17 protein-coding genes are annotated in these 20,280 nt (G+C 54.5%); 4 read left to right on the top strand and 13 right to left on the bottom strand.

Annotated features, from left to right (window positions below):
- Nucleotides 1–10 precede the first annotated feature (10 nt).
- Entirely contained in the window at nt 11–1,312 is a 1,302-nt protein-coding gene (locus ACJ9N4_RS01250) for an MFS transporter (RefSeq protein WP_182919662.1), read from the bottom strand.
- Nucleotides 1,313–1,600: 288 nt separating this feature from the next.
- On the opposite strand from ACJ9N4_RS01250, the gene ACJ9N4_RS01245 reads away from it, so the two are divergent.
- The gene (locus ACJ9N4_RS01245) at nt 1,601–2,674 is read left to right on the top strand and encodes a LacI family DNA-binding transcriptional regulator (RefSeq protein ID WP_182274241.1); all 1,074 of its coding nucleotides are present in this window, start codon (nt 1,601–1,603) and stop codon (nt 2,672–2,674) included.
- On the opposite strand, the gene ACJ9N4_RS01240 is transcribed toward ACJ9N4_RS01245, so the two are convergent.
- From ACJ9N4_RS01240 to ACJ9N4_RS01195, 10 genes are all read right to left on the bottom strand, one after another.
- Nucleotides 2,671–3,933: a DUF1479 domain-containing protein gene (locus ACJ9N4_RS01240; RefSeq protein ID WP_182919663.1), complete on the bottom strand. Its 1,263-nt coding sequence runs from the start codon at nt 3,931–3,933 to the stop codon at nt 2,671–2,673. The genes ACJ9N4_RS01245 and ACJ9N4_RS01240 overlap by 4 nt on opposite strands.
- A 149-nt stretch (nt 3,934–4,082) precedes the next feature.
- Nucleotides 4,083–4,898 carry a Cof-type HAD-IIB family hydrolase gene (locus ACJ9N4_RS01235; protein WP_182919664.1) on the bottom strand — a complete coding sequence of 272 codons (816 nt, stop codon included), beginning with the start codon at nt 4,896–4,898 and terminating at the stop codon, nt 4,083–4,085.
- A gap of 145 nt (nt 4,899–5,043) precedes the next feature.
- The gene (locus tag ACJ9N4_RS01230) at nt 5,044–5,727 is read right to left on the bottom strand and encodes a DUF2931 family protein (protein ID WP_411500199.1); all 684 of its coding nucleotides are present in this window, start codon (nt 5,725–5,727) and stop codon (nt 5,044–5,046) included.
- A 97-nt stretch (nt 5,728–5,824) separates the two neighbouring features.
- Nucleotides 5,825–6,511, bottom strand: a complete 687-nt coding sequence (locus ACJ9N4_RS01225; RefSeq protein WP_411500198.1) for a DUF2931 family protein — start codon at nt 6,509–6,511, stop codon at nt 5,825–5,827.
- A 97-nt stretch (nt 6,512–6,608) separates the two neighbouring features.
- Entirely contained in the window at nt 6,609–7,292 is a 684-nt protein-coding gene (locus ACJ9N4_RS01220) for a DUF2931 family protein (protein WP_411500197.1), read from the bottom strand.
- Nucleotides 7,293–7,392: 100 nt separating this feature from the next.
- Complete coding sequence (locus tag ACJ9N4_RS01215; RefSeq protein ID WP_411500196.1) at nt 7,393–8,076, bottom strand: DUF2931 family protein; 684 nt, start codon at nt 8,074–8,076, stop codon at nt 7,393–7,395.
- Nucleotides 8,077–8,176: 100 nt separating this feature from the next.
- Nucleotides 8,177–8,860 (bottom strand): DUF2931 family protein, encoded by a 684-nt coding sequence (locus tag ACJ9N4_RS01210; protein WP_182919668.1) that lies wholly within the window; start codon nt 8,858–8,860, stop codon nt 8,177–8,179.
- Nucleotides 8,857–10,842 carry a type VI secretion system tube protein TssD gene (tssD, locus tag ACJ9N4_RS01205; RefSeq protein ID WP_182919669.1) on the bottom strand — a complete coding sequence of 662 codons (1,986 nt, stop codon included), beginning with the start codon at nt 10,840–10,842 and terminating at the stop codon, nt 8,857–8,859. Before tssD ends, ACJ9N4_RS01210 begins: the two co-directional genes overlap by 4 nt.
- 224 nt (nt 10,843–11,066) lie before the next feature.
- Nucleotides 11,067–13,499, bottom strand: coding sequence for a formate C-acetyltransferase/glycerol dehydratase family glycyl radical enzyme (locus ACJ9N4_RS01200; RefSeq protein WP_182919670.1), 2,433 nt, complete (start codon nt 13,497–13,499; stop codon nt 11,067–11,069).
- A 4-nt stretch (nt 13,500–13,503) separates the two neighbouring features.
- Complete coding sequence (locus ACJ9N4_RS01195) at nt 13,504–14,403, bottom strand: glycyl-radical enzyme activating protein (protein ID WP_182919671.1); 900 nt, start codon at nt 14,401–14,403, stop codon at nt 13,504–13,506.
- A gap of 127 nt (nt 14,404–14,530) precedes the next feature.
- On the opposite strand from ACJ9N4_RS01195, the gene fsa reads away from it, so the two are divergent.
- Nucleotides 14,531–15,193, top strand: coding sequence for a fructose-6-phosphate aldolase (gene fsa / locus ACJ9N4_RS01190; RefSeq protein ID WP_182274249.1), 663 nt, complete (start codon nt 14,531–14,533; stop codon nt 15,191–15,193).
- Nucleotides 15,194–15,283: 90 nt separating this feature from the next.
- Here the strand turns inward: fsa and moeB are convergent, their stop codons facing one another.
- Together moeB and moeA are read right to left on the bottom strand one after the other, a co-directional pair.
- Nucleotides 15,284–16,036: a molybdopterin-synthase adenylyltransferase MoeB gene (gene moeB, locus ACJ9N4_RS01185; protein WP_182274250.1), complete on the bottom strand. Its 753-nt coding sequence runs from the start codon at nt 16,034–16,036 to the stop codon at nt 15,284–15,286.
- A gap of 2 nt (nt 16,037–16,038) precedes the next feature.
- Nucleotides 16,039–17,271: a molybdopterin molybdotransferase MoeA gene (gene moeA / locus ACJ9N4_RS01180; RefSeq protein WP_182274251.1), complete on the bottom strand. Its 1,233-nt coding sequence runs from the start codon at nt 17,269–17,271 to the stop codon at nt 16,039–16,041.
- Between the two features lie 187 nt (nt 17,272–17,458).
- Here moeA and iaaA point away from each other — a divergent pair, with 187 nt between their 5' ends.
- The gene (iaaA, locus tag ACJ9N4_RS01175) at nt 17,459–18,397 is read left to right on the top strand and encodes a beta-aspartyl-peptidase (protein WP_182919672.1); all 939 of its coding nucleotides are present in this window, start codon (nt 17,459–17,461) and stop codon (nt 18,395–18,397) included.
- 11 nt (nt 18,398–18,408) lie between these two features.
- Entirely contained in the window at nt 18,409–20,274 is a 1,866-nt protein-coding gene (gsiA, locus tag ACJ9N4_RS01170) for a glutathione ABC transporter ATP-binding protein GsiA (protein ID WP_182919673.1), read from the top strand.
- The last annotated feature ends 6 nt before the right edge of the window (nt 20,275–20,280 follow it).

Below are 20,280 nucleotides of genomic sequence, written 5' to 3'. Positions count from 1 at the left end.
ACATCCACTATCAGGCGCGCTTGGCGCGACGTTCAGCAATAAATGCCACCAGGAAAACAGCGCCAATCAGGTCAAAGAAACCCATGGCAATAAAGAGCGGGTTAAAGCCGATTGTGTCGGCGGTAACACCAATCAAAAGAGAGAACAGGAAGCTGGCGATCCATGCCGCCGAGCCGCGCATGCCGTTAACGGTTGCCATCTGGCCTTTATCAAACGACTCCACGACCAGGGCGCTCAACATGCAGGAGATGATCTGGTGCCCGAAACCGCCGATAGAAATCAGCACGATGGTGATATACGGGTCGCGGGTAATGGCGACCACGCCTAAAGAGATCATCAGAAATGCGCCGGTTACGGAGCTGGCCACCACGGAGTTTACGCGGGTGCAACCGAAGAGACGGGTATACAGGCGGGTGAGGTAACCACTCGCCACGCTGCCGAGGTCGGCGGCGAGGAACGGCAGCCAGGCAAACATCGCAATTTGCTTCAGATCCATGCCGTGTTCTTTCGCCAGATACAGCGGTACCCAGAAGCTCAGCACCGCCCAGGCCGGTTCCGCCATAAAGGCCGGGATGGCGATACCGTAAAAACGTTTGTTCTTTGAGACGGTTTTCAGCGCAGTCAGGAAGGGCAGTTTTACCGCGGGTGGTTCATTATCCTGCTTGATAAAGGTCAGCTCTTCTTTACCCAGATTCGGGTGCTGTTCCGGGTTGTGATAGAACACCCACCACAGGATCACCCACAGCAGCGCCAGCACACCGGTAAACATAAACGCACCCTGCCAGCCAAATGAAGCGTGCGCGAAGTAGATGATAGGCGGTGCCAGCATCGCACCCACCGAGAAGCCCACGCCTGCCCAGCCGGCCGCAACAGGACGTTCTGATTTCGGGAACCATTCACCAATGGTTTTAGCGTTAGCTGGTGTGGCAGCAGCTTCTGAAGCACCCATAAAGAAGCGCAGGATCGCGAGGTGCAGCCAGCTTCCGGCTCCGGCATGGAAAATACACATCAGTGCCCAGATCCCGGCGCAAACCATGAAGCCAATCTTCAGGCCAATCACGTCAATCAGCCAGCCGCACAGAGGCTGGAAAATGGTGTAGGCAATCTGGAACGCGCCGACGATCCAGGAGTATTGTTCGGTAGTGATCCCCAGGCTGTCTTTCAGCTCTGGCGCAAGGATCCCTAATGAATTTCGGGTGATGTAGTTAACGGTCACGCCAAGTAAAAACAGCACCAGCACGTACCAGCGCAGGTTTTTAATAATGCGGCGCGGTTTGCTTGCCTCTGTCGTGTTATTGATGTCCTGACTCATTTCTCTCTCCACAAGACGATCGGTAAGGAATAATTGTTTCAGGTGTCACACAGATTTTTATGGCTTTGATAGTTATCGGTTTTAATGCTTCAAATTGGTATGCAACTAGTATGGAAGTTGTGTGACAAGTTCACCTTAAGGGAGAAAATGAGCGGGAAATAGTGAATTTTGTGAAAATTTTCTCATAACTGATGCCGGCTATTTGGCATGATGCCTGTGACATCAGTAATTGCCTGATGGTTACGCTATGAAAATTTTGTCATTTCGCAAATGGAGCCAGATCACAAAATGGACAAAAGGCTAAAAATTACCGAAATTGCCGCCCGCACGCAGTTGTCCATCAGCACCGTTTCCCGCGTGCTGGCAGGTAAAGCCAACACCAGTGAGAAAGCGCGCAGTAAAGTGCTGACATGCGCGCGCGAGCTGGGGGTGATGGATGGTCTGGCGGCTGGTCGGCTGCTGCTCAATAGTCTGGTGGTCTTTGCACCTCAGCGGGCTTTTGACGAGCGGTCTGACATCTTTTACTACCGTGTGATCCAGAGCGTGAGTAAAGGCCTTGCTTCACATGAGGTTCGCCTTCGCTATTGCGCGCTGGAAGAGAATGACAGCGACGCACAACTGTTTCTGGCACGCATGAACGAACAGGACACCCAGGCCGCTATTCTTCTTGGTATCGACGATCCGCATATCCACGATCTGGCGGTCGATGTCGGTAAACCGTGCATGCTGATTAACTGCCGCGACCGACGCATGCGCCTGCCTGCCGTCACGCCCGATCACCGTGCTATTGGCGAGCGGGCGGCGGAATACCTGTTTGAAATGGGGCACCGCGAGGTGATGAACGTACTTTGCCTGCGGCGTTACACGATGGAGCTACGCCTGTCGGGGATCCGCGATGCATGGCAGTCTCACAACCTGAAGCTCAATGACAAACGCGATCTGCTGGTGGTGCCAAGCTTCAGCGCACGTGAAACGGAGCAACTGGTCAGCGACTGGCTCAGCCAAAAGCAGGGGAAAGATTTACCGACGGCCTTTTTGGCCGGTGGCGATTTTATGGCGGCGGGTATTATCAGCGCGTTACAAAAGCAGGGGCTGCGCGTGCCGCAGGATGTCTCGGTGATGAGTATTGATGGGTTCAACCTGGCGGCGATCCAGGATGTTCAGCTTACCGCGGTACATGTTCCGCGTGATGAACTGGGTACCGAAGCGGTACATATGCTCCAGCAGAGGCTGATGCGCCCGGATGCGCCAGTAGGGACGCTGTTGCTTAATGGCACGCTGACCGTACGGGAGTCCGTACGGCGGATACGTCAGGGGAAACGACGCACCGCCGTCGAGCGGGAAGGGCTATATGACAGTTAAGCCATGCCCAGCGCGCGCTTGCCGTGGATGTTCAGATCGTTCACGGTAAAGCGATCCTGCCAGGTTTTTTCATAATCTTCACGCGGGAAATCACCCGGTGATGCGCCGGTTTCCAGCGCGACTTTTACCTTCTTCGCGTAGGCGAGGTTTTTCTCACACATTGGCGCAGCAGGAATGTACATCACGTTGCCCCAGCCCTGTTGATCTTTAACCGGTGCGACGGAGTGAATCACATCGCAGTGCCACCACACCGAATCACCCGCTTCCAGTGCCGGAATGCTGGTTAACGCTTCGATTAACAGCGGGTGCCATTTTTCGGAAATCGGCAGCACGCGACCCGGTGCAACACCACACAATTCATCTTCCGGCACATCGTCCAGCAGCGGACGCAGCAGAATGTACGCCATCGCTTCCGGGATCGGCACCACGTGCAACAGACCTTGATCCGGGATCATATCCGACAGCGCCGTCCAGCCCTGGAAAGTGCGGAACACGGAGCACCTGGTGGTGTTATCCACGGTGTACTCTTCCACTTCAGTGCGGTGTGCGGCATTCCACGGATCGTATTTGTCCACATTACCGTCAAAGACGCGGGCAAACACCTGCTGGTAAGCCGGAAGCAGCCAGCGCTCCAGCGCGCCGGAATCGGTATGCGCGCCAAGCCCTTTCGACGTGGTTCCCGGTGGGCGGCGGCGGATACGATCCGGGTAAATCACGCTGACATCCGGGTTGAACCACTGCTTGCCGTTGCTCTCGAATGTCCATAAACGGTTCAGGAACGATTGTACCTGGGCCATTTCTTCACTCTGGCGCGCCTGCATTTGTGCCTGCGACCAGTAGATCGGGTAAATCTCCGGGCGAGACGCCATTAAGGTGCCGAAGAAGTTATCGCCAGGCCCTTTATAGACGTCATCAAACTGGTTGAGAGCGAGGTAGTCGAGCATCGCGTTATCCCACGCCAGCGCCTGCTCGCGCGGGAAGTGACCTTTGATGACCGCACAGCCACGGCGTTTCACCGCCTCGCGCTGTTCTGCAGTGATGGTACCGTTTTTCACATCAGCAAACGGGATCACTGGCCAGACAGGTTCGCCTTTATTTTTCAGCGCATTAATTTCCGCCACGCGGGTCGCAATTTTATCGCTGAGTTGATCGAATACCGCTTGTACGTCGCCGATCTGTGCCCGTAACTCACGTTTCATCTGGCGGATCGCCGCTTTGTGGTCCGCAGGCAGAATTTCACTGGTAAAGGTTAACGTCATAACGACCTCGCATCTTTCATTCGAAACTAAAAATATCTACAAACGATACTTTAAGTTAAAAATAAGTTAATGCAAGTTTAAAAATTTGACGTGTGACACAGGATGGAAAAAGAGTGAAGTGCCGGAGCGTGGCTCCGGCGAAGAAGAAATCAGGCATCGAACGGGGAGTGGTCGTCGAGCACGGCCTGAATAACGTTTAGCGCGCCCTGATGGTTGTTGTCGTCGGTGCTGTAGCGACTGATTTCTTTTATGCTCTGCGCCGCGTTGCCCATTGCGAAGGAATATTTCACCAGCCTGAGCATTTCCGCATCGTTACCGCTGTCACCAATGCCTGCGCACTCCAGTGGCGATATCTTCCAGCGCTTCAGCAGTCGGCTGATGCCGTTAGCTTTGTGCAGACCCGGGATAATCAAATCCACAAATCCAAAGCCGCTGGTGACGGGCTTCATAATACCGTCCAGCGACACATGCAGTTTGTCGACAAGGTTCGGGATATCGCTGTCCGGCAGGTTCAGGGAGAATTTGAACAGTACGTCGTCAATGTCACGATAATTGCTGATGCGTTTTAAACGGTGATAGTGCTTCGACATCAGCGCCACGAACGCTTCAGGGGCGTTATCGCTGACGTAGGCGCTTTCCAGCCCGCAGGCCACGAAATTAAGCCCTTTGTCTTTCAGCAGCTCACCAATGACGATTTGTGATTCATGGCGGGTCAGTTCACCGTGGAAAATCTGCTCACCGTGATCGAACACCAGAGCGCCGTTTTCCGCCACAAAGGAGATCTGATCTTTCAGTTCCGGGAAGAAGGAGATGAGCTGGTAATACTGGTTGCCGCTGGCGACAACGAATTCAATATGACGGGCTTTAAGTTGTTCAAACTGCGCCTGAAAGCGGTCACGATCGTACTGCTTGGCATCATCAAGGAAAGTTCCGTCCATATCGGTGACGATAACTTTTACGGTCATACTTTGCGCTCCTGAATATTACTGCGACCAGCAACATTCTAATAACAAGGTGACGGGGAGCACAAATTTAATTTCATTCGAAAGTAAAAGCAAAACGGCAACCGAGGTTACCGTATTTGTCGTTGCCTGTTAGGCAAGGGTATTATTAATCCCAGTTCCCGTACGGGTAGGTTTTGCCTTTGATGAAATCCTGGGTGGACGGGATAACGTTGAACGTGCCGCCGGGCACGACATAGTTTTTACAGAGCGTCAGATCCTTGCCGGCGCGGGTTCTTATTTTCAGGGGTTTGACGGGAAGGCTGGGGCGTCCGGCAACATCCGGGAACCAGATGTTGACTTTACCGCCGGGGGACAGGCCGAAGGTCATATTGTCGTACCAGACGGTATCCTCGTCCCATGTATGGTCGGCGGGTGTTTTCATGCGCAGCCAGGTTTCCGGCCCGAAAACGGCGCTGGTTTCGTAGGTTTGTTGGTCAATATAGGATTCCCAGCAAAAGACAATGTACTGTAGGGGTTTTTTGACTTTGTTGAAGTTGACGCTGGGGCCATGAACGGCTGAAGCCCATTTATCGACAGAACCAGGACCACGGGAAGTTTGATCGAGCGTGTTAAAGGTATAAAGGTACCCATCCGTATCAATTATGCGTACATGCGTCGTTGCTGCCGGCAAATATTTGGGGGTGACAAAGGAAAAGCTCCACTCGCCGTAAGGGAGCGTCCAGTCTCCGCTGGCGGCCTGCTTTGACTGTAACGGTTGGGGTTTCTGAGGGCTACAGCCAGTCAATGCCAGCAGCAGCGCAAGTGCCATTGCGTTATGTCTTTTCACCATTTTTTTCCATCCATGTTGTAAACCCTTCTTGTTCCGCTCTTCAGGCGTGAATACTGCAACTTTTTTATGCTGCCGGGGCAACATTTTTATCTGTTTGTTAATCCCAGTTGCCGTACGGGTAGGTTTTGCCTTTGATGAAATCCTGCGTGGACGGGATAACGTTGAACGTGCCGCCGGGCACGACATAGTTTTTACAGAGCGTCAGATCCTTGCCGGCGCGGGTTCTTATTTTCAGTGGTTTGACGGGAAGGCTGGGGCGTCCGGCAACATCAGACAACCAGACGTTAACTTTTCCACCAGGGGACAGGCCGAAAACCATTCTGTTGTACCAGACTGTTCTGCCGGTAGGACCAATATGATCGGCGGGTGTTTTCATCCGCAGCCAGGTGTCGGGGCCGAAAACGGCGCTGGTTTCGTAGGTTTGTTGGTCAATATAAGATTCCCAGCAGAAGACAATGTACTGTGGGGGTTTTTTGGCTTTATTAAACTGGCCACCATAGCCATGAGCATACTCCGGCCATCTGTCAACAGAGTTGGGATCAGAAGAAGTAGAATCAAGCGTATTATAGGTATACAGGTAGCCATCCGTATCAATGACGCGCGCATGCAGTACTTCTGAAGGTAACTCAGAGGGCGTGATAAATAAAAAAAACCACTCCCCGGTAGGCAGCGTCCAGTCTCCGCTGGCGGCCTGCTTTGACTGTAACGGTTGGGGTTTCTGAGGGCTACAGCCAGTCAATGCCAGCAGCAGCGCAAGTGCCATTGCGTTATGTCTTTTCACCATTTTTTTCCATCCATGTTGTAAACCCTTCTTGTTCCGCTCTTCAGGCGTGAATACTGCAACTTTTTTATGCTGCCGGGGCAACATTTTTATCTGTTTGTTAATCCCAGTTGCCGTACGGGTAGGTTTTGCCTTTGATGAAATCCTGCGTGGACGGGATAACGTTGAACGTGCCGCCGGGCACGACATAGTTTTTACAGAGCGTCAGATCCTTGCCGGCGCGGGTCCTTATTTTCAGTGGTTTGACGGGAAGGCTGGAGCGTCCTGCAACATCCGGGAACCAGATGTTGACTTTACCGCCGGGGGACAGACCGAAGGTCATATTGTTGTACCAGACTAAGTCCCCATTACTCCAGATATGATCGGCGGGTGTTTTCATCCGCAGCCAGGTTTCCGGCCCGAAGACGACGCTGGTTTCGTAGGTTTGTTGGTCAATATAGGATTCCCAGCAAAAGACAATGTACTGCGGGGGTTTTTTGACTTTGTTGAAATTAACGCTTCCGCCAAAGGTCACATCTGACCATTTGTTTACGGAATCTGGATCGCGATCAGTCGAGTCAAGTGTGTTAAAGGTATAAAGATAACCATCGGTGTCGATTACCCGCACATGAAGCGCTTTTGCAGGTAATTTATAGGGCGTGATAAAAGAAAAGCTCCACTCGCCGTAAGGGAGCGTCCAGTCTCCGCTGGCGGCCTGCTTTGACTGTAACGGTTGGGGTTTCTGAGGGCTACAGCCAGTCAATGCCAGCAGCAGCGCAAGTGCCATTGCGTTATGTCTTTTCATCGTTTTTTTCCATCCATGTTGTAAACCCTTCTTGTTCCGCTCTTCAGGCGTGAATACGGCAACTTTTTTATGCTGCCGGGGCAGCATTTTTATCTGTTTGTTACTCCCAGTTCCCGTACGGGTAGGTTTTGCCTTTGATGAAATCCTGCGTGGACGGGATAACGTTGAACGTGCCGCCGGGCACGACATAGTTTTTACAGAGCGTCAGATCCTTGCCGGCGCGGGTCCTTATTTTCAGTGGTTTGACGGGAAGGCTGGGGCGTCCTGCAACATCCGGGAACCAGATGTTGACTTTACCGCCGGGGGACAGGCCGAAGAGAAGATTGTCGTACCAGACGGGGGCACCGGAGCGGTATGTATGGTCGGCTGGCGTTTTCATGCGCAGCCAGGTGTCGGGGCCGAAAACGGCGCTGGTTTCGTAGGTTTGTTGGTCAATATAGGACTCCCAGCAAAAGACAATGTACTGCGGGGGTTTTTTGACTTTGTTGAAGTTGACGCTGGAACCATGAACGGCTGAAGCCCATTTATCGACAGAATCAGGACCACGGGAAGTTTGATCGAGCGTGTTAAAGGTATAAAGGTACCCATCCGTATCAATTATGCGTACATGCGTCGTTGCTGCCGGCAAATATTTGGGGGTGACAAAGGAAAAGCTCCACTCGCCGTAAGGGAGCGTCCAGTCTCCGCTGGCGGCCTGCTTTGACTGTAACGGTTGGGGTTTCTGAGGGCTACAGCCAGTCAATGCCAGCAGCAGCGCAAGTGCCATTGCGTTATGTCTTTTCATCGTTTTTTTCCATCCATGTTGTAAACCCTTCTTGTTCCGCTCTTCAGGCGTGAATACGGCAACTTTTTTATGCTGCCGGGGCAGCATTTTTATCTGTTTGTTACTCCCAGTTCCCGTACGGGTAGGTTTTGCCTTTGATGAAATTCTGGGTGGACGGGATAACGTTGAACGTGCCGCCGGGCACGACATAGTCTTTGCAGAGGGTCAGATCCTTGCCGGAGCGGGTTCTTATTTTCAGGGGTTTGACGGGAATACTGGGGCGTCCGGCAACATCTGAAAACCAGATTTTGACCTTGCCACCGGGAGACAGGCCAAACACCATTCTGCTGTACCAGACTAAGTCTCCATTATTCCAGATATGATCGGCAGGTGTTTTCATACGCAGCCAGGTGTCGGGGCCGAAAACGGCGCTGGTTTCGTAGGTTTGTTGGTCAATATAGGACTCCCAGCAGAAGACAATGTACTGTGGGGGTTTTTTGACTTTGTTGAAATTAACGCTTCCGCCAAAGGTGACATCCGTCCATTTATCCACGGATTCGGAGTCAGGAGAGGTTGGGTCGAGCGTATTAAAGGTATACAGATAACCATCCGTGTCTATCACCCGGGCATGAAGAGCTTCCGCCGGAAGCTCATAAGGAGTGATAAAAGAAAAATCCCAGTAATCGTAGGGAAGTGCCCAATCACCATTAGCGGCCTGTTTGGACTGTAGCGGATGGCTCTTTTTAGGGCTACAGCCAGTCAATGCCAGGAGCAGTATTAGAGTCAGTAGGTAATGCTTTTTCATCTTTCGTTTCCATCCATGTTGTAAATCGTTCTTGTCCAGCCCTCGTCCGGCCGGTTGACAAAGCTGATGGCTTCGCTGGCTGATGCACCGCCCTGTAATTCTCCGTTCTGTCTGAGCTCTACGGCGTTCCAGTGGGCCGAGCAGTGGATATAGTGTTGAGCAATCGCATCGACGTCTTCAGGCGTAAAACCGGTTACGGTTGTATGTTGACGAGCCGCTTTTCCCATTACGCGGACGCGTTCGCTGAACGGTCTCAGCTCATCAGGTAAGGTGTGCTGTTTAATGGTGTCTGGGTCAGCAAATAACGCTCCGGCTTCAACTGCCGCATCGACCATTACCCGCAGCGCGACCTTCGACCAGTCATAACTCACCGTACGATGGCGCAACGTCAGCGCGGCAAAGGTGCGTTTCTTAGGCTGACTGTGATTGTCTGGCGGGGCGAAATCATCCTCCCATACGTCCGGGGTGATGGCGTTGGTACGAATAATGGGCATAATGGCTGGGGAATGTTCCAGCACGCGCAGCTGCGCCATCGCCTGCTGGTAAACGTGCGATTGCGATCCCGGCTGGTTTTGAGACAGGGTTTCCACCTGAGGACGAGTGAGAAAGAGGTTCTCCCGCAGCTGGGGCAGATAACCACCACCGATATCGGAATGGGCACCCGGGAGTGCCAGCTCGGGCCACGCGGGGGCAACGCTGTTAAGGGCGAAGTTATAGCGGCACTCGTGCTGGGCGGTGATATGGAATACCTTTTCCGCAACACCCGGACGCAGACGGATGTCGACATTGCCCGTATCGGCGCTATGCGGATTAAGACCGTTTGCCAGCGTGCCGACCGCCGCCACGGTGTCCATGATGCCGAGAAAACGGGTTTTGCCTGCAGATGCGCCGCGATAATTATATTCTTTCATCCCGTTCGAGATTGCATTGATGATAGCGCGTTCTTCAGACTGGATGCGGTTGGCGAAGTGCCGTGCTGCCGCCGCACCTCGGCTGAAGCCGAAGATATCAAACAGCAGGTTTTTGACAGCAAACTTACCGTTTTGTTGGGAGAGCGTTTTCTTTATCCCAGCTTCCAACTGCACCACTGCAGCGTCAGTTTTTGCGATAATCCCGGTCTCAGCAGTGCCCAGACCCAGTCCTATCGGATTATCGGGTTCCCCCGCCCGGGTACCTATTCCTTCGACATAGATAGCACCCTGGATGTAGCTGCTGTCTGGAAGAAAGTTTTGTTCATACAATTCATTTAACCAATGAATGTTTGTGTAATACCCCAGATAGCTACCCGCTCCGATCCCGCTGATGCCCATTTTCTCCGATGCATTTCTGGCGAGAATGGTTTCCGCATCCAGGCTATTGATATCAAAGTACTGTGCCGTAAGCGCCTCAAGCATGTTCCGGGTATTCACCGCGTTATTACCCGTGCCGTCAAAGAAGATCCCTAGCACCAGCGTCACCTTACGCTCTGGTGGCTCTTCGGGCAGGAGAATTTTCTGCGACACCGGGAAAAGGCGGTGATAATTTTCCGGCGTCAGCAGGTAATCGAACTCGGTACCAGCGATAAGATGCCGGCTCAGAATATAATCGTAATTCACCGATATATATTCGTAGGGCATATTGTTCATCTTGACGGTCTGATAAACAGACTGTAGTGTTGCACCGCGAAGTTCGATAAGATAAAACTTTTCCATGTGTCCGTATTTATTAGTACGGTAAATATCAAACGTCAGTTTTAGACGTTCATTATTATTAATGGCGTTATTGAGTAATGGAGAGCTTTTATCCAGGAGTTTGCAAAATTGCAGGGCGTGATGATGGATACCTCCATTAACCCCAGCCACCGCCTGCGTCAGGCTGAAGACAAAGATTTCATCTTCATGCCCCAGCTGATAGCGGTTACCAACAGAGGCCTGTGAACCACAGCCTGCTGAAATCTTTCCCTGAATATCACCCTCAAGCGTTAAATAAATAATGTTGCTCATTTGCTTCCCTGAGTGAGGTGTTTAATCAGGAAGAAGCCTAATGATAAAATTGAGGTGTTAACTTGTTATTAATCAAATTAAATGAAGGAAATGGTTTTTATTTAAGCGTAAAAGGAATGGCTAATAAATTAAATGGTAGTGGGGACGGAAAGAAATATCTTATTATCAGAGGTGTAAAATTAAAAAATCCCCGGCGATGTATGCCGGGGATTTGTGTATGCAAATTAAAGCGTATGTTCAGTACGCGCAATAATATCGTCCTGCGCATCCGGCGACAGGGCAGTAAAGAACGCCGAGTAACCCGCTACGCGCACCACCAGGTCACGATACTGGTCAGGGTGTTTCTTCGCTTCCAGCAGTGTTTCCCGCGAAACGATGTTGTACTGAATATGCCAGCCTTTATGCACCTCGAAGAAGGTACGCAGCAGCACCATTAACTTCTGGCGGTCGCTGTCGTTTTCCAGCGTTGATGGGTTCAGTTTCTGGTTTAACAGCACGCCGCCGAGGATCGCTTCGGTTGGCAGTTTACCTACGGAGCCAATCACCGCCGTTGGGCCGAGGTGGTCAGTACCGGAGGCCGGGCTTGCCCCTTCAGCCAGCGGCGTATGTGCTTTACGTCCGTCTGGTGTTGCCATCGTTGCTGCACCAAATGGTACGTTCGCAGAGATGGAGGAGGTACCTGCATAGTAGTTACCGCCAATCGGGCCACGACCGTAGCGTGGGTTATGGTACTGCTTCAGCTCTTCGATATAGGTTTCGTAAGCACGGGTGAGCAGCATATCCACGCTGTCGTCGTCGTTACCGTATTTCGGCGCGCCGTTGATGAGACGCTGGCGCAACTGCTCGTGGGTCAGCCCGTCGAAATCATCCGCCAGGGCAGCCGCCAGCTGTTGTTGACCAATCGTTCCCTGTTCGAACACCAGCTTTTTCACCGCGGCAAGGCTGTTACCGAGGTTAGCGATCCCCACCTGCAGGCCGGAGACCCAGTCGTACTTCGCGCCGCCTTGCTTGATGCTTTTCGCGCGTTCGATGCAGTCATCTACCAGGGCCGAGCAGAGAATATCGTGGACGTTCTCCTCCAGCATGGTGTCTACCACATATTCAATCTCAATGGATTTACGGGTGTAGTAGCGGATCTGGGTGTCCCAGGCCGCCATCACTTCCCCGAAGTTATTGAAGTTACCGGCGGAGAGCGCTTTCTCCTGCGGCAGGAACACGTTGCCGCTGGTGGCATCACGGCCGCCTTCCAGCGCGGCCAGCATCACGCGGGCAAAGTTAATGAAGCTCATGCCGGTGCAGCGATAGCCCCACTTGCCGCCAACCGCCGTTTCGATACAGCCAATCGCCGCATAGTCGTAGGCGTCGTCTTTCTCAACGCCCAGCTTGATGAACTCCGGGATCACGATTTCATCGTTGTTAAATGCTGGCATACCAAAGCCGCAGCGGATCACCTGCACGCAGGCGTCGAGGAAGTCATTACTCATTCCGGCGTGATAACGCACGCTCAGGTTAGGCTGGGTAGAGCGCAGACGGCCGCAGGACTCCAGGATAGCGTAGGAGAGCGGGTTCACGGCATCCATTGGCTCACCGTTCACCAGTTTCTGACCACCGATAGTCACGTTCTGATACAGCGGACTACCCGCAGAGGCTTTGGAGTGCGAACCGGAGCGGATCTTGTTCACTTCGAGCAGCTTCAGCCAGCAGCTGTGCAGCAGTTCAATGGCGTGTTCGCGGTCGAGGTTCTGGTTCAGCTCCACGTCACGACGGTAGTACGGATAAAGATACTGATCCATACGGGCAAACGACACGGAGTGGCCGTTGGATTCAATTTGCAGGATCAACTGGATGAAGTAGCACAGCTGCAGCGCCTGCCAGAACGTTTTGGGTGGTTCATGGGCGATAACGTCGCAGTTTTCTGCCATTGCCAGCAGTTCATCACGGCGGCTTTCACGCGTTTCGGTGGAGGCCATTTCGCGTGCCAGTGCGGCAAAACGTGCGATATGCAGACTTACGGCTTCCAGTACGATATCGATCGCTTTCAGGAACTGGTCTCCGTGGAGGTCTTCCAGCACGGTCAGGTTGATGCGGGAACGGCGCTCTGCCACTTTGGCGCGCATCCCGTCGAGACCTTTTTCCAGCACCAGCGGGAAGTTAACGGCCAGGTGTGCATCGCCGGAGGTCATGTTGCCTTCGGCTTTGATAATGCCAGTTTCCAGCAGGCCTTTCTGTTCGTCGGTGAACATCCCGTAACAGCGATCCTGCACCGTCTGGCCGCGCCACCACGGACAGACTTCGTGCAGGACGCGTTTATTCTCTTCGCTTACGGCAAAACCTGCACCCGGGCGGTCCGCCAGATCGTCGATCTCTTTCTCAATCCAGGAGACGGTATATTCCGGGAAGATCGGCGCGGCGCGCACTTCGCTTGCCTGGTTACCGATGATCAGCTCATCGTGTTTGATCCAGATGGTGCGTTTTGCCAGGTGATGTGCCAGTGCCAGGGCCCGGCGTACCGGAACAGGCTTGTCCATGTGCTGCTGGTACATTTCGGTGTAGTGCTGTGCGCGTTCGGTACACACCGGCGGCTTGACGATATGCACCAGGGCGGTTTTGTGCGCTTTAATACGGTCGCTTAGCGTGTTGAGATTCAGGGTTGTCATCAGTTTATCCTCGTAAGGTCGCGGTTAACCCTTTCTGGCAGGCATACTGCTGTGCAAAGTCCAGTAGTGCAGGGTTATCCAGCGGTTTGTCAGGGGCAGAGTAGGGTTGGCCGAGCAGGGTGTATTTGTTCATGCCCAGCGTGTGATACGGCAGAAAATGAATATCGTGGACGTTGAGTTCGTCGGCAGCGAAATTGATAATGTCAGTAATGGAAGCTTCATCAGCGTTAAAGCCCTGGATCAGCGGTACGCGGATGGTTATCTGTTTCCCGGCGGCAGTAAGGCGTTTCAGGTTATCCAGGATCCGTTTTGCCGAGCCGTCCGTCCATTGTTTGAACGTGTCACCATCGACGTGCTTCAGGTCGGCCAGGAACAGATCGACATAAGGCAATGAGGGTTCGATATAGTGCCACGGTACGTGAAGGCAGGTTTCGACGGCAGTGTGGATCCCTTCTTCGTGGCTGGCCTTAAACAGGGCGTGCGCCAGCTCCGGGTTCATAAACGGTTCGCCACCGGAAAGGGTGATCCCACCGCCACTGCGATCGTAAAACGGTTTGTCACGTAGTACGGTGGCCATAATGTCTGCGACCTGCTGCTCTTCACCGCATACGGTAAGCGCCTGCGTTGGACAGCAGTCAGTGAGGGCGTTGAGCGTTTCTTCGCTCAGTTTTTCCCGGTGGATGACCAGGCCGTTCAGCGCTCGTTCAATACAGCCCGGGGCAGCCAGCTGGCACAGGTCACAACCTTCGAGGCACAGACGTGCATCAAACAGCACATCCCGCGTGCGGGAGCGGCTTTCCGGGTTCTGACACCAGCGACAGCCCAGCGAGCAACCTTTCAGGAACACCACGGTACGAATACCTGGGCCATCGTGAGTGGAGTAACGCTGAATATTGAAGATCATTTTTTCGCCCCTTATTTGCATATGAAGATTAAATTACTTTCGAATGAAAGTTATCTTGATGTGGGTCAACTCTTGAGCGGGTTTTGCCGTGATAGGGTAAGTGCAGGCTAATTTTGAGGGTTACATCATGGAACTTTATCTCGACACATCCGATGTTGCGGCAGTGAGAAAGCTGGCACGTATCTTTCCACTGGCGGGCGTGACCACCAACCCAAGCATCGTGGCAGCGGGTAAAACACCGCTCGACGTGCTGCTGCCAGAGTTACATGACGCGCTGGGTGGTAAAGGTCGTCTGTTCGCGCAGGTGATGGCGACCACCGCCGAAGGGATGGTGGATGATGCGCATAAACTGCGTGCAATTATTCATGACCTGGTCGTGAAAGTACCGGTGACAGCGGAAGGGCTGGGGGCAATTAAGATGCTGAAAGCCGAAGGGATCCCGACGCTGGGTACGGCGGTGTATGGTGCTGCTCAGGGGATGTTGTCCGCGCTGGCGGGAGCAGAGTACGTAGCGCCTTACGTTAACCGCGTAGATGCGCAGGGTGGGGACGGGATCCAGACGGTTATCGAGCTGCAACAACTGCTGACGCTGCATGCCCCGCAGTCAAAAGTGCTGGCCGCGAGCTTCAAAACCCCACGTCAGGCGCTGGATTGCCTGCTGGCGGGTTGTGAGTCCATCACGCTGCCGCTGGACGTGGCGCAGCAGTTTATTACGTCACCAGCAGTGGATGCGGCGATTGTGAAGTTTGAGCAGGACTGGCAGGGGGCGTTTGGGCGGACGTCTATCTGACGGATGCTGCCTGATGCCCTCACTCCCGACCCTCTCCCACAGGGAGAGGGAGCAAACACTAAAACGGCAACCTGAAGGTTGCCGTTTGCTTTAACCTCCGCAAACCTCACACCCCGGGTTACGCATCAACTTCATCTCGCGGAACTGGCAGGTCATCGCGTCATACATCACGATTTTCCCTGCTGCTGGCGTGCCGTAGTGCGCCAGCACTTTGATTGCTTCCATCGCCTGCAGTGAGCCAATCACGCCGACGAGCGGAGCCATCACACCCGCCTCCACGCAGGTCAGCGCGTTTTCGCCAAACAGGCGGCTCAGGCAGCGGTAGCAGGGTTCACCTTCGGCGTACGTGAAGACACTGATTTGCCCCTCCATGCGGATCGCCGCACCGGAGACCAGCGGTACTTTATGGGCGAAACAGCCCGCGTTGAGCTGGTTACGAATGGTGACGTTATCGGTGCAGTCCAGCACGAGGTCATGCTGCGCAATCTGTGCGAACAGCGGTTCCTCGTCGAGCATGGCATCAATCAGGGTAAACTGAACGTTGGGGTTGATACGCGCCAGTGCCGCCCGGGCAGAGTTGACTTTCGGCTGGCCCACCGTCGCGTCGCTGTGCAACGTCTGGCGCTGCAGGTTTGATACCGATACGGTATCGAAATCCAGCAGCGTCATGCTACCCACGCCCGCAGCCGCCAGATACTGCGCAGCTGCGCAGCCCAGACCGCCCAGACCGACGACCAGCACCCGCGCCGCCCTGAGCGCTTCCTGACCCTCGAAATCAAAACCGCGCAGCACAATCTGACGGTTATAACGCATCATCTCCTGGTCGTTCAGCTCTGCCGCCATCGTCAGCCTCCGAACAGATGATTAAAGCTTTCCACTTCAACCCATTCGCCGGCTTCCACGCTGCCGCGCTCGCGCTCCAGCACGATAAAGCAGTTTCCCTGACTGAAGGAGCTGAAAATGTGCGAGCCCTGATGGCCGGTAGTACTCACTTCCAGCTCGCCGTCGGCGTTGCGTGTCAAAATCCCACGCTGGAAATCAAGACGACCCGGTGATTTTTTAAGCCGTGTTGCCGCACGCACGCGCTGACGCACCGGAAGTGGAGCCACATTGCTGCCAGAAAGCTTCGCCAGCAGCGGCTGCACCAGCTGGTAGAAGGTCAATGCCGCAGAGACCGGGTTACCCGGCAGGCCACAGAACCAGCTGTGCTCCAGCTTACCAAACGCGAACGGTTTGCCCGGTTTGATGGCCAGCTTCCAGAAGGCTATCTCCCCCAACTCTTCGAGCATGGTTTTGGTGTAATCCGCTTCCCCCACGGAGACGCCGCCGGAGCTTATCACCACGTCGGCGGATTTATCCGCTTCAATAAACGCGGCGCGCAGTTTTTCCGGGTCGTCGGGAATAATGCCAAGGTTGATGACTTCACAACCCAACTGCTCCAGCATCAGATGTACCGCCAGGCGGTTGGTGTCGTAAATCTGCCCCTCTTTTAGCGGCTGGCCGGGCAGCTGAAGCTCGTCACCGGTGGAGAAGACGGCGACACGTACCTTACGAATGACGTCGATTTCGGCGATGCCAAGCGAGGCCAGCACCGGCAGCTCGGCCACTGTCAGCTTCTGTCCGGCGGCAAAAACCGTTGCGCCGAGGGTAATGTCTTCCCCGACACGGCGGATGTTCTGGCCCGCTTTGACGCTGGCGGTAAAATGTACGCCGCCGTCGGTTTGTTCCGTCTCTTCCTGCATCACCACGGCATCGCATCCCGCCGGAACCGGGGCACCGGTCATGATGCGCACGCAGGTGCCAGCCGGCCATTCACCCTTAAACGGTTGACCCGCAAACGCTTTACCTGCTACCGGCAGCGCCTGGCCCGTCTGGATATCCGCCAGGCGCACTGCGTAGCCGTCCATCGCGGCGTTATCGAACCCAGGCACGTTAAGCGGGGAGACGATATCGCGTGCGGCAATACGACCAAAACAGCGCACTAACGGCAGCGTCTCGTGATCATGCAGCGGGGAGATTCGGTTGAGCATTTGCGTGAGTGCCGTTTCAAGCGGCATCAGTCCGGCGGTAAAATCCATAGGTGGCTCCTGCACAGTAACAACGAAAGCGTCCATTATGGCAGAAAAGTGCCACTAACAGTATGACCCGCCTGGAGTACCCTTTACATCGTTGTTGCGTCTTTCTATATTCAAAAATTATCTGAAGAATCATCAACGATAATGATATTTATAGCAAAAGCGGCAAGTCGGCTAACGGTGATGTGAAATGGTTAATGCGGTTATCGCAATTCATGGTGGTGCAGGGGCAATTACCCGCGCAAAGCTCAGCCCTGAGCAGGAAAAATGCTATATCGACGCGCTTTACGCCATTGTAGAAACAGGCCAGCGGATGCTGGAGGCAGGCGAGAGCGCGCTGGATGTGGTCACCGAGGCGGTGCGTCTGCTGGAAGAGTGTCCGCTGTTTAATGCGGGGATCGGCTCCGTGTTTACGCGCGATGAAACCCATGAGCTGGACGCCTGTGTGATGGACGGTATCACTCTGAAAGCGGGGGCAGTGGCTGGCGTGAGCCACCTGCGTAACCCCGTTCTGGCGGCACGTCTGGTGATGGAAGAGAGTCCCCATGTCCTGTTGACGGGAGCCGGAGCGGAACAGTTTGCCTTTGAACACGGGATGGAGGCGGTCTCGCCCGATCTCTTTTCGACCCCGGAGCGTTATCAACAACTGCTGGAGGCTCGTTCAGCGGGTGTGACACAGCTTGACCACACTGCACCGCTGGATGAGACCACCAAAATGGGCACGGTAGGGGCGGTTGCGCTCGATAAAGCCGGTAACCTTGCGGCCGCCACCTCGACTGGCGGCATGACCAACAAACTGCCGGGCCGGGTAGGTGATAGCCCACTGCCGGGGGCAGGATGCTACGCCAACAACGCCACAGCGGCGGTGTCGTGTACCGGGACGGGCGAAGTCTTTATTCGCACCCTTGCGGCGTATGACATTACCGCACTGATGGATTACGGCGGATTAAGCCTGAGTGAGGCCTGTGAACGTGTGGTGATGGAGAAGTTGCCTGCGCTGGGCGGCGTCGGTGGGTTAATTGCCGTGGATCATGAAGGAAACGTGGCGTTGCCGTTTAACAGTGAAGGTATGTACCGTGCCTGGGGCTATGCGGGTGATGAGCCCAGTACGGGGATCTATCGTGAATAAGGGGGCAAAGCGTGCCGCACAGTGAAGCGCTGGACAACCGCGAAGTGTTGGCCGTTCATCATCTGAATATCGCGTTTCAGGAAGAACGGCAGTTTATCCCCGCCGTACAGAATTTATCGTTTTCGCTTAATCGTGGCGAGACGCTGGCGATTGTCGGTGAATCTGGCTCGGGCAAATCGGTCACCGCGCTGGCGCTGATGCGCCTGCTTGAACAAACCGGCGGGCAGGTGACCAGTGACAAAATGCTGTTGCGCCGCCGTAACCGACAGGTAATCGATTTAAACGAACTGAGCGCCTCGCAGATGCAGGGTGTGCGCGGGGCGGATATCGCGATGATTTTCCAGGAGCCCATGACCTCGCTGAACCCGGTTTTTCCGGTCGGTGAACAGATTGCCGAGTCCATCCGTTTGCATCAGGGACTGAGCGGCGACGAGGCGCTCCTTGAAGCGAAACGGATGCTGGAACGGGTGCGTATTCCGGAGGCGCAGGCCATTTTATCGCGCTACCCGCACCAGCTTTCCGGCGGGATGCGCCAGCGGGTGATGATTGCGATGGCCCTGTCGTGCCGCCCGGCGGTGCTGATTGCGGACGAACCCACAACGGCTCTGGATGTCACCATTCAGGCGCAGATCCTGCAGCTTATTAAAGTGCTGCAACAGGAAATGGAGATGGGGGTGATTTTCATCACCCATGATATGGGCGTGGTGGCGGATATTGCCGATCGCGTACTGGTGATGCACCAGGGTAATGCCGTGGAAACGGGCAGCGTAGAGCAGATTTTTCATACGCCTGTTCACCCCTATACCCAGGCGCTGCTGGCGGCGGTACCCCGTCTTGGGGCAATGAACGGCAGCGATTTGCCGCGACGCTTTCCGCTGATATCGCCGGGTGAACCCGGTACTCAGGAAACTGAACAGGACACCGTGGTGCCGGGTAAACCGATTCTGGAAGTCCGGGGGCTGGTGACGCGTTTTCCCTTGCGCAGCGGGTTGTTTAATCGCGTGAAGCGCGAAGTCCACGCCGTCGAAAATGTCAGTTTTGATCTCTGGCCCGGTGAAACGCTGGCGCTGGTGGGGGAGTCCGGCTGTGGCAAATCCACCACTGGCCGGGCGCTGCTGCGGCTGGTGGAGTCTCAGGAAGGGAGCATCACCTTTAACGGTGAACGTATCGATACCCTGCCTTCCGGTAAGCTGCAGGCGGTAAGGCGGGATATTCAGTTTATTTTTCAGGATCCGTATGCCTCCCTCGACCCGCGCCATACGGTGGGGTACTCGATCATGGAGCCGCTGCGTGTGCATAACCTGCTCGACGGTGACGCCGCGCAGCGTCGTGTCGCCTGGCTGCTGGAGCGCGTGGGACTGAAACCGGAACATGCCTGGCGTTATCCGCACGAATTTTCCGGTGGCCAGCGGCAGCGCATCTGCATTGCCCGCGCGCTGGCGCTGAACCCGAAAGTGGTGATTGCGGACGAATCCGTCTCGGCGCTGGATGTCTCCATCCGCGCGCAAATTATTAATCTGTTGCTCGATTTGCAGCGGGATATGGGGATTGCGTTCCTGTTTATCTCGCACGATATGGCGGTGGTCGAGCGTATCAGCCATCGTGTGGCGGTGATGTACATGGGGCAGATTGTTGAGATTGGCCCACGGCGGGCGGTATTTGAAAACCCGCAACATCCGTACACCCGTAAGCTGATGGCTGCTGTACCGGTTGCCGATCCTGAGCATCGTCATGCCCAGCGCGTGCTGCTGCAGGACGAAATGCCGGGCAATATTCGTAAACGGGGCGAGCGTATGGAGCGAGTGACGCTGCGTGAAGTCGGCCCGGGTCATTTTGTCGCCCCTCCGCGTCAGGACAATGCATTCTCGCGGTTATAACTTACA

It is taken from the genome of Enterobacter sp. LM3, assembly GCF_046622475.1.
Lineage (GTDB): Bacteria > Pseudomonadota > Gammaproteobacteria > Enterobacterales > Enterobacteriaceae > Enterobacter > Enterobacter cloacae_P.
This window is presented reverse-complemented; position numbering and strand designations above follow the sequence as displayed.

Coding starts and splice junctions, on each gene's coding strand:
- ACJ9N4_RS01235 (WP_182919664.1), bottom strand. CDS start 4,898: ATGACCGTAAAAGTTATCGTCACCGATATGGACGGAACTTTCCTTGAT.
- tssD (WP_182919669.1), bottom strand. CDS start 10,842: ATGAGCAACATTATTTATTTAACGCTTGAGGGTGATATTCAGGGAAAG.
- moeA (WP_182274251.1), bottom strand. CDS start 17,271: ATGGATTTTACCGCCGGACTGATGCCGCTTGAAACGGCACTCACGCAA.
- ACJ9N4_RS01210 (WP_182919668.1), bottom strand. CDS start 8,860: ATGAAAAAGCATTACCTACTGACTCTAATACTGCTCCTGGCATTGACT.
- ACJ9N4_RS01225 (WP_411500198.1), bottom strand. CDS start 6,511: ATGGTGAAAAGACATAACGCAATGGCACTTGCGCTGCTGCTGGCATTG.
- ACJ9N4_RS01245 (WP_182274241.1), top strand. CDS start 1,601: ATGGACAAAAGGCTAAAAATTACCGAAATTGCCGCCCGCACGCAGTTG.
- ACJ9N4_RS01215 (WP_411500196.1), bottom strand. CDS start 8,076: ATGAAAAGACATAACGCAATGGCACTTGCGCTGCTGCTGGCATTGACT.
- ACJ9N4_RS01250 (WP_182919662.1), bottom strand. CDS start 1,312: ATGAGTCAGGACATCAATAACACGACAGAGGCAAGCAAACCGCGCCGC.
- ACJ9N4_RS01220 (WP_411500197.1), bottom strand. CDS start 7,292: ATGAAAAGACATAACGCAATGGCACTTGCGCTGCTGCTGGCATTGACT.
- ACJ9N4_RS01200 (WP_182919670.1), bottom strand. CDS start 13,499: ATGACAACCCTGAATCTCAACACGCTAAGCGACCGTATTAAAGCGCAC.
- ACJ9N4_RS01195 (WP_182919671.1), bottom strand. CDS start 14,403: ATGATCTTCAATATTCAGCGTTACTCCACTCACGATGGCCCAGGTATT.
- fsa (WP_182274249.1), top strand. CDS start 14,531: ATGGAACTTTATCTCGACACATCCGATGTTGCGGCAGTGAGAAAGCTG.
- iaaA (WP_182919672.1), top strand. CDS start 17,459: ATGGTTAATGCGGTTATCGCAATTCATGGTGGTGCAGGGGCAATTACC.
- moeB (WP_182274250.1), bottom strand. CDS start 16,036: ATGGCGGCAGAGCTGAACGACCAGGAGATGATGCGTTATAACCGTCAG.
- ACJ9N4_RS01240 (WP_182919663.1), bottom strand. CDS start 3,933: ATGACGTTAACCTTTACCAGTGAAATTCTGCCTGCGGACCACAAAGCG.
- ACJ9N4_RS01230 (WP_411500199.1), bottom strand. CDS start 5,727: ATGGTGAAAAGACATAACGCAATGGCACTTGCGCTGCTGCTGGCATTG.